7 protein-coding genes and 1 tRNA gene are annotated in these 9,598 nt (G+C 44.5%); 4 read left to right on the top strand and 4 right to left on the bottom strand.

Annotation, left to right across the window (positions count from 1 at the left end; translation table 11 throughout):
• The 4 genes from IE094_RS10025 to IE094_RS10010 all read left to right on the top strand — a co-directional run.
• Positions 1–215 (top strand): helix-turn-helix domain-containing protein (locus IE094_RS10025; RefSeq protein WP_189640553.1); only part of this gene is annotated, 215 nt, incomplete at its 5' end.
• Positions 216–827: 612 nt separating this feature from the next.
• Positions 828–3,944 (top strand): P-loop NTPase, encoded by a 3,117-nt coding sequence (locus IE094_RS10020; protein WP_189640552.1) that lies wholly within the window; start codon positions 828–830, stop codon positions 3,942–3,944.
• A 571-nt stretch (positions 3,945–4,515) separates the two neighbouring features.
• Positions 4,516–5,007, top strand: a complete 492-nt coding sequence (locus IE094_RS10015; RefSeq protein WP_189640551.1) for an RNase H family protein — start codon at positions 4,516–4,518, stop codon at positions 5,005–5,007.
• Complete coding sequence (locus tag IE094_RS10010; protein WP_189640550.1) at positions 4,997–5,902, top strand: ParB/RepB/Spo0J family partition protein; 906 nt, start codon at positions 4,997–4,999, stop codon at positions 5,900–5,902. The genes IE094_RS10015 and IE094_RS10010 overlap by 11 nt, the downstream gene beginning before the upstream one ends.
• 365 nt (positions 5,903–6,267) lie before the next feature.
• Here the strand turns inward: IE094_RS10010 and IE094_RS10005 are convergent.
• The 4 genes from IE094_RS10005 to IE094_RS09990 all read right to left on the bottom strand — a co-directional run bounded on the left by IE094_RS10005 (position 6,268) and on the right by IE094_RS09990 (position 9,559).
• Positions 6,268–6,341 (bottom strand) — tRNA-Gly (locus IE094_RS10005).
• 53 nt (positions 6,342–6,394) lie between these two features.
• A complete protein-coding gene (gene argE / locus IE094_RS10000; RefSeq protein WP_189640549.1) occupies positions 6,395–7,552 on the bottom strand; it encodes an acetylornithine deacetylase in 1,158 nt (385 codons plus the stop codon).
• Positions 7,549–8,742, bottom strand: coding sequence for a M24 family metallopeptidase (locus IE094_RS09995; protein WP_189640548.1), 1,194 nt, complete (start codon positions 8,740–8,742; stop codon positions 7,549–7,551). Before IE094_RS09995 ends, argE begins: the two co-directional genes overlap by 4 nt.
• Positions 8,743–8,848: 106 nt before the next feature.
• Positions 8,849–9,559, bottom strand: coding sequence for a hypothetical protein (locus IE094_RS09990; protein ID WP_189640547.1), 711 nt, complete (start codon positions 9,557–9,559; stop codon positions 8,849–8,851).
• Between the last annotated feature and the right edge of the window lie 39 nt (positions 9,560–9,598).

Raw genomic sequence — 9,598 nt, 5'->3', positions numbered from 1 at the left:
CGGATATAGAGGCCGCCAAGAGTGATGGGAGTAAGTACAGAGGGAAGAAGCACAGCTATGATCGTGAAGCATTCACAAAGGTTCAGGATATGAGTGGTACTGGTGCAGGAACTTCACAGATTGCTAAAGCTACAGGATTGACCCGACAGACCGTGTTGAGGATTGTGGGAGACCCGCATGGATGTGAAGCAGCTTTGATGAAGTGGGGCTTGTGAGAAGGTTATGCCAATTCATTATTTTTTTGGTTAAAGAAAGTGGGTAATGACCAAAGTGATCTTTCATTTTAGGTCTTAATTTAACTGCATAAAAACATCTGGAAGGGGAAAAGGTTACATAGGTGATAGAAATGCCCCCCAAAGGTGATGCTAAACCCTAAAAGTTGATCTTAACGCTACCTAAAAACTATATTCTCCACCACTTATTCCAAATAAAGAGACCTTTAAGACCACCTTTAAAATACGCCCAACCTAGTTCATTCATATGCAGCGAAAAAAGTTATGCTGAAGGACACTTTTAGGCGTTTAGGAAGTTGATCTTAAGGCGAGCTTAATATTCCCCGTTAATTCGCATGAAACTTTCATTTGCAAAGATGCGCCATACAAAAATTAGTGTCGTATTAGAATGAGAAGAGATGATCTCGGCAACGAGAAATTGCGCTTAGCTTATGATGGGAAACAATTGAGCCTTAGAGTATTGGATGAGGCGCCATGTAATTGTGGTAAGCAATAATACGAATAATTACGCAAAGCAAAGCCACTAGCCACTAGCCACAAACATTAAAACTGATAAACTCATCTCAAAATTGATTTATTATTCAAGGTAGCACATTGACTAAGAAAAAATTAAATCTCCCTAATGGATTACTTGATGCTATGAGAGAGCAACGGGCGTTACTTTTCTTAGGTTCAGGAGCGTCTCTAGGAGCTAAAACGCCATCAGGAACAACCATGCCCAATGCATCCAAACTGGTGGAAGCTATTGCGGATAGGTTTCTTACTTCAAAATTTAAAGACAAAGACTTGATGCGGGTTTCAGAATTAGCGGTTTCTCAAGCAGGAACTACGGTTTTTTACCAGTGGTTACGCGAAATATTTGAACCCTTCGCACCAACAGAAGCCCACAAAAATCTTGCTAATTTTAGGTGGCGAGCGATAGCAACAACAAATTATGATTTACTAGTGGAAAAGGGATATCACGAAAGTCCGAGTGAGGGCCAAACACTGGTTAAGCGCTTCAAGGATGCTCAACCAATCGAAACCATGCTTTCACAATACAGCCACCCATTAGAATATCTAAAACTACATGGCTGTATAGAGCACGTCCACGATAAGGAAGTCCCCCCTGTAATGACGCCCAGTTCATACAATGACCATGAGGCAAATAGAAAGAACCTCTACAGCCGTTTAGAAAACCTTGGTAGTGAGTATCCCATTATTTTTTGTGGTCACAGCCTTGATGATTTGCATATTCATCGCTTAATTGACAATCCGAGGAACAGTTCTCGGCCTATGTACTACCTTATTTCACCAAGCCTTGAGGCTGAAGAAATACAAATGTGGGCGAGCAAACGAGTTCAGGCAATAAGAGGTACTTTTGAACAATTTATGTCAGAGCTGGATGTGTCATTGCCTCCGCTAATGAGAATACCAAACCAAACAGAAGGCGCCGATGAAAACCCCTATCGTAAACAATTTAGAGTTCAAGAAAGCGAGTCGGACGAAACCAACTTTGCATTTAAGAATGAGTTCACGTTTTTACATGCAGGCCTCAAGATTGCTGATGTTAGCGCAAATAGATTTTACGCTGGGTATGATCAAAGTTGGGGAAATATTGCTCAAAATTATGATGTTCATCGACGCGCCTCGCATCAAGTCTTAGAAAACATTGGTGCTGGAGACTCTGAAAACACTCAACTGAGAGTGATTACTGGAGCCGCGGGATATGGGAAAACCATAGCGCTTATGCGAGCGGCATGGGAACTGGCTGTTTCATTCGGCGAATTTGTAGTCTGGCTTGACGACGACTCTAAAATGCGCCCCGATGTCCTTAGAGAACTTTATTCTTTATTGGGAAAAAGGATTTATATTTTTTCGGATAGATCTGGTTTAAATTGCCCTAAGATCGAGGCAATACTTGCGTTATCTAAAGGGGAAAACATACCAGTAACTCTTGTTACAGCTGAAAGAAAAAACGAATGGTCAATGTACTGTCAAAGATTGGAAAAGTATAATCCAGAATACTTTGAAATAAACAAATTGTCCGAAAAGGAAATTACTGAACTTCTTAAAAAGCTTGAAGTACATGACTGTGAAGGGATATTGAAAGGGAAATCAGAAGAAACAAAACGTACCACAATAGTACAAAAGCTTGATCGTCAGCTATTAGTAGCGCTGTATGAAATTACACGAGGTAAATCTTTTGAAGAAATTGTTATGGACGAGTATTACGGGATCACACCAAAGGAAGCTCAAGACCTGTATCTAGATATTTGTACGCTGCATAGATACGATGTGCCAGTTCGCGCGGGGGTGATTTCTAGGATATCAGACATCTCATTCAGGGACTTCGAAACAGAGTTTTTTGAACCTTTGGAAGACCTCGTATTTTCCAAACAAAACTCAACTACAGGCGATCGGGAATACCGGTCTAGACATTCTATCGTGAGTGAAATGGTCTTTTCACAAATCTGTCAAACTGATGAAAATAGACACGACCAAATCATAAGACTAATAGACGGGCTAGATACCAATTTTGGATCTGATAATCTCGCTTTATCGCACTTGATGCGCGGTCATAATATGGCAAATACATTTGAAAACATAACACTTGCGCGTCAGGTTTATGAAATCGCAATACTTCGAAACCCATCTCAATCATACCTCAAGCAGCATCTCGCCATCTTCGAGTATAGGCACAAAGACGGCAGCCTGGAAAATGCTGATGCCGCAATATCTGAAGCATTGACTGAAGTGCCAAACAGCCCTTCCTTTCTGCATACCCAAGCGCAAATACATAGAATAAGGGCATCTAATAGTGATTCAGATTTTGCAAAACATACACTCAGATCAAGAGCAAGAGCTACGTTAGATAAGATACCAGACCAAAATAATGCATATGTCCTTGGAAGCCGCGCACGATTAAGAGTTGATGCTGTCTCTGATGCCCTGCAAGAACTCACAACAAACCAAAGTGAGGTTAACGAGACTCTTCTGACTGAAGCAGTAGATCAAGCTGAGTTAGCTTTGCATAGAGCCTTTAATATGTACCCTGCAGATCCCGATTTTTTAGAAGCGGAGGCAAAGCTCAAAGAACTGCTCGGAGATAAAGCCGCGTCAACTTCACTTCTCAAACGGGCATGGGAGAAAATGCCACGCGGGTCAGGGGTAGCTAAGCGCCTCGCTCATCGATATTTGCAAGATGAAGAAACAGACCTCGCTATAAGTGTACTTACAGAAGCGATCGAGCGAGATCCCTCAGACAGGTCAGTTAATCTATTATTGGCAAACATCCACTTCAAGCAATCTGGAGATCTAGATGATGTAAAAGCTCTAAGTTATCTTGCCCAATCATATGTTAATGGAGACAGAGAATACTACGCAAGGTTAGTAGCTTCTGCTGTTGCCTTCGCTAGGAAGGATTTTGAAAACGCGTATACTTTGGTTGACGAGATACATACGCGTGCTCCATCAGACTTCTCCCCCAAATTAGGTAAAATGGAGACTTGGCTGAAGGATAAACTTGCTTCTCAAACGGGTATTTTAAAGAATGCGTACGGATCATACGTTTTCATCACTATGCGAGATAGCACTAGAGATATTTACGCTCCTGCATATAAAAGTGATGACGTTGAATGGGATAATTTAAAAGTTCAAGGACGTGTGTCTTTTGATATAGAATTCCACAGAAAAGGACCTGTTGCCATTAATGTGAAAAATCTGAACTAAGTATTTCCTTAATATTGCAACGAAGGAACAACTCTTTTTAAGCCTTATAAAAGTGTAAATAAGTTTGATCTGGAAAGAGTTTATTTACTCTCGGTGAGTTTTAAAAAATTGACTTTAACAAATTTGAAATCAGGCAGGTACACCGTTGGAGAAGCACTCAATTTTCCAGAGTAAATATTACAATGTATTTAGCTTCTAGCAGGGCAATTACAGTTGCTGTTAAGTGTGATAGCCTCGCTCAAAAGTGTTACACTTGCATGATGCAACCTCGAAAAAACAACAACTTAGGCTAAATTTTCTTAAAAAACCTCTTACGAAACCGCACAATTTCTAGGCTCTAGGAACTTATTTTCTGGGTTTAACTAAGTATGGAGAAGATAATTTTCTGGTGAGCGTTAATTACGGCAAATAATCCAATTTCGATAAAAATAATTAAGTTGCACAGGAGTATTATTAGAACGCCTCAAGTTCTTAAATACGATCCAAATCGCAAACGTAATCAAAGAACTCTCAGGTCACTCTGTGGGTTCTTTTCGTTTGTTCAATCAAAATATTAGAAAGAACAAAACCAATGAAATCTACTAAACTCTTTGTTGCCGCATCATGTAATGTAGATGCCCGTAAATGTGGTGTTGCACTAATCCGTCAAGATCACAACGAAGGCAGTTTACTAAACGAAACACGTAAATCCGCACGGTACAAAACCTCAAGTATACACGAAGGATTACTAAACGCCGTTATCTATGGTCTTCAAAGCGTCCCAGAGGGAAGCGAGATAACAATAATCACAAACAACAAGAGCCTCCATGAGAGTTTTAGTAAACTCCTCTCTCGGTGGCGGATGAATGGCTGGAAGAAGACAGATGGGAAGCCAATAACCAACAAGGAGCAATGGAAAAATCTAAACGCATTGAGTGAAAACAGAACGGTACAAATGGCTTGTGAAACTAAGCACGTCAAAGGCGGCCTTTTTGATCAAACAAGCGAGTTGGCAAAAAACGCCGTTAGCGGAAAGTTCGAGAACGGTGTCACTAGCGAAGAGGAGCTAAACAATGCGAGATAATACACCGATAGATCACTTCGATTTTGATGAAATATCGGAAACCAAAGGCGAAGCATTTGAGCGAATTAAGCGAGAGCTGTCCTCTGGTATTACCCCACTCCGCAAACCCCGAAAGTTGCCCTTAAGTGAACTCGCGATAGAATATCAAGTATTTCAACAAAGGGAGCTTGCAGGGCGAGACCTCGCGGGAACTGTAGCGTATCACGTTGACAATCTTTTAAGGAACTTGAGGGCTGAAACAGATTGTAGGTTAGACCCGATTATCATCTGGTTTACGGGCAGACGGTGGACAATTCTAAATGGGCATCATCGATACGCCGCCTACCTACGATACATAGGAGAAGAAGGTGAAACACCAGATAACTTCTATGTCCCCGTTGAGGTCTTCATGGGTACTTTTGAGGAAGCTTTCGATCTCTCTTTATCCGCAAATAAGAAAATCTCTGAACCTCTTACTGCTAACGAACGAAGTAGTGCGGCTTGGCGACGTGTTTGCCTTGATGCACTTGAGGATAATTCTTGGCAGATATCCAAGAAGGAGTTGGCCAAGCGGGTGCTTGTAAGCGCAGCGCAAGTTGCAAAGATGAGGAGTGCTTATCTTAAGATTTCAAACGCAAATATCCTTTTTAACACAAAGCCCATCGATCTAACTTGGACGGAAGCATTAGAGTTCGCAAATGGAGGAAGAGTGGTAAGAGATTTTACCCCCGATGAGCAAGAGATTAAGGCTACTGACATTGCTAAGCGGATGGGTGCTACTTTTGGCAAGAGCCTTGTGTCTGACCCTGACACCTTTCTCTTAGGATTGGATCGGTACTCTTCCCAACTGCATAATCAGATTATCGAACGCATTCTTAATGATCACAGCGGTTTTGTCGAAGAATGGGAGGACTGAGACAGCCGTTGAATAACCGTTCAAGATAACTTTAAGGGGTATCTATAACTATAGTGTCTATTATGGATACCCTCCAACAACTCAGAAGCGGTTAGCAATAATTGCCTAACAAAGTATAAAAATGAAAAAACCTGTGAAAATGGAACGTATCTTTCAAAAACTCCTACTTTGGTCAATGGCGTTCAAGCTACCTTTGATTCGATAAGCAGCTCCAATAACGATCTAAAGAATTGCTCCACACGCGTTTTTTGAAATGAAATGTTTAAAAAATCACAACTATATTGCTACAGAATTCGCTACAGAAAATTTGCAAACCCTTCATCTAGTTGGCATAAATACCTATATTTTATTGGATGTAGTACATTTGGAGCGGGTGATGGGAATCGAACCCACGTATTCAGCTTGGAAGGCTGCTGCTCTACCATTGAGCTACACCCGCTTACCCTTCGTTTACCCAAATCTGTGGGGGATATGCAAGCGGTGAATGCGAAATTATACCAACTTATCGCCCAAACGTTTCAACATCGCCAAACAGGCATCAAGCTGCGACAGATCGACGTATTCGTCGGGCTTGTGCGCTTGTTCAATGCTGCCCGGCCCACAGATGACGGTGCTGATCCCATTTTGTTGAAACAATCCTGCTTCGGTGCCAAATGCGACCACGTCGGTGGAATTGCCACCTGTCAATTCTTGGACGATTTTGACCGCCGCGCTATCGGGTTCGGGTTCCAACCCGTCCACCTCCGATGCGAAGGTTTCGGCGATATCGGAGGTGGGTGATTTGGCCTGCATTTCGGGGCGTAACACATCGTCAACAAATCGCTGCATTTCGCCGCGCAGATATGTGTGATCGGATTTTTGCACCACGCGCATTTCCCAGCCCACGGTTGCGGTATTTGGCACCACGTTATGGGCAACGCCTGAATGAAATTCGCAAATGCTGGATGTGGAATGCGGTGGATCAAACGGTGAATTTTTTGGCGCCATTGCGGGCAGATTTGCGCGCACATCCATCAATTTGGAAACAAACCGCGTCGCGTATTCCAATGCGTTAACACAAAGATCAGGTTGGCTTGAATGCCCCTCAACGCCTGTGAATTGCGTTGTGTATTCACAACACCCTTTGTGACCCTCGATGATGCGCATGGAGGTGGGTTCACCAACGATACAAACGGACGGTTTCAATCCAGATTTCACCAATTGATCGATTAATACGCGTGCGCCTAAACACCCGACTTCTTCGTCATATGTGAATGCGAAATGTATGGGTTTTTGCAAATCAAGCTTTGCGTAATGTTTGGCACAGACCAAACTCGCGGCGATGAAGCCTTTCATGTCGCACGCCCCGCGCCCATAAAGCCGCCCCATGCTTTCACGCATTGTGAATGGATCATGCGACCAGTTTTGCCCCGCAACGGGTACAACATCGGTGTGACCAGACAGGATAATACCCCCATCAACATCTGGGCCAAGCGTGGCAAACAAATTTGTCTTGCCGACAGCGGCCGATGACACGGTGCAAGTTGCACCCAAATTTTCAAGATATTCTTGTATCCACGCGATACATTCTGCGTTGCTCTCGGATGAAATGGTTTGAAAACCGATCAGCCTGTCCAGAATATCAATTGTATCACCTAAATCATTTGTCATTTTTTCACGAACAGCTTTCTTGGAACATCTGCAAGTGGTTGCGCCGCGCCTGTTTCACAAATGCGCAGCGTTTCGGTTATTTCCAACCCCCAATCGGGCATCCATAATGCGGGCATAAAATGAAACGTCATGTTGGGTTGTAATACGGTGTCATCCTCTGGTCGGATCGAATATGTACGCTCGCCCCAATCAGGTGGATAGCTCAGCCCAATGGGATAGCCACAGCGCCCATCGCGCTCCACTCCATATTTGTTTAACACAGTGTAAAATGCACGCGCGACATCGCCCGTGGTATTGCCAGCAACAGCAGCGGAAATGCCCGCTTCGATCCCTTCCAACACCACCTGTTCGGCATGGGTTACATCCTTTGGCGGTTCACCGAGCCAGATTGTGCGGCTGAGCGGGACATGGTATCGTTTGTAACATCCCGCCAGTTCAAAAAACGTGCCCGAATTGTTGGGGATGGGCTTATCGTTCCACGTTAAATGCGCGGCGGCGGCCTCTTCTCCGGTTGGTAACAATGGACAAATCGCAGCGTAATCACCACCAAAAATCCCATCGCTATCCTCTGCCCCCCAAATGCCCGTGTGGTAAATTTCCGCAGCAACTTCGTTTTTGCGTTTGCCCGGTTCGAAAATCTCAAACACACGCGCGTGCATCTTTTCGACAATCCGCGCAGCGCGGTTCATATAGGTCAATTCGGTTTCGGATTTCACCGCGCGTTGCCAATTGATCAACGCGGTTGCATCCATAATTTGTGCGCTATGCGCTTGGCTTAAAACCATATGTGCTTTGGCGGAATAATAATAGTTTTCCAGTTCAACACCCAGTGTCAAATCTCCCCAACCACGATCACTAATTGTTTGCCCCAGATGTTTCATCGCATGGCGTTCAGTCGACATCACAAAATGATCCGGATAACCGATGATATCATCCATCGCCATATAACAGGTTTTGCTCGCCCCCACCGCATCCATCGCACGACCCCAGAAAATGGGATCACCTGTGGGGCCGATGATCACGCCCTGATGGACATAAAAGCTCCAGCCATCATAACCGGTCAGCCATGCCATATTGCTGGGATCGCAGGTAAACAGAACCTCGATACCACGAGCTGCCATTTCGGCACGCACCGCGTTTAATCGCGCTTGGTATTCATGGCGGGTAAATGGTAGTTCGACGTCTGGCATTTCATTCTCCTGAAAATATGCTAATCAGTGAATGATGCGAAAATCAAAATATTTCGCACAAAAAGGCCACCCGAAGGTGGCCCAATTCGCGCGTGTGGCGGGGGGATTAATTCCCCGTTGTTGTTTCCAACAATTTCTTGGCTGCATCTGTTGCAGCGTCAGTTGCGGCATCTTTCGCAGCGTCAACAGCATCTGCTGCTGCGTCTTTTGCTGCTTCTGTTGCGGCTTCTGTGATGGTTTTTTCTGCTTCTTCAGACAGCTCTTCTGTGATCGCTTCTTCAACCGCATCTGTCGCTGCTTCTGTTGCGGCTTCTTCTACTGCGGTTTCTGCAGCATCTGTTGTCGCTTCCATTGCGGCATCGTTTGCGGCGTCCGCTGCGTCCGTTGCCATATCTGTAGCACCTTCAACAGCACCTGTTGCGGCGTCTTTCACAGCATCTGCTGCGTCGCCGGCAACGTCACCAACGGCGTCTGTTACTGATTTCGTGCCATCAATCACGGATTCAACTGCGTCTGTGGCGCTTTCGGTTACAGCGTCTGCGGCATCTGATGCGGCGTTTGCAGCGTTATCTTTCATTGCTTCGACAGCTTCGCTTACGGCAGAGCCTGCTTCTGTTGCGGCATCTGTCGCACCTTCGGTTACAGCCGTTGCCGCATCTGTTGCGGTTTCTGAAACGGCACCGGCGGCATCGCCCGCAGATTCGACAGCGGCATCAGTTGCTTCTTTTGCTGCTTCCATTGGGTTTTCTTTGGTTAGGAACCAATATCCACCAGCCAAAACAGCCAATACGATGATCAAAGACAAAATTTTATTCATAATTACCCCATAAAGTTACCCCGCGGGAGGTCGCGGGTT

This window comes from Paramylibacter ulvae, from assembly GCF_014652655.1.
Taxonomy (GTDB): Bacteria; Pseudomonadota; Alphaproteobacteria; order Rhodobacterales; family Rhodobacteraceae; genus Amylibacter; species Amylibacter ulvae.
This window is presented reverse-complemented; position numbering and strand designations above follow the sequence as displayed.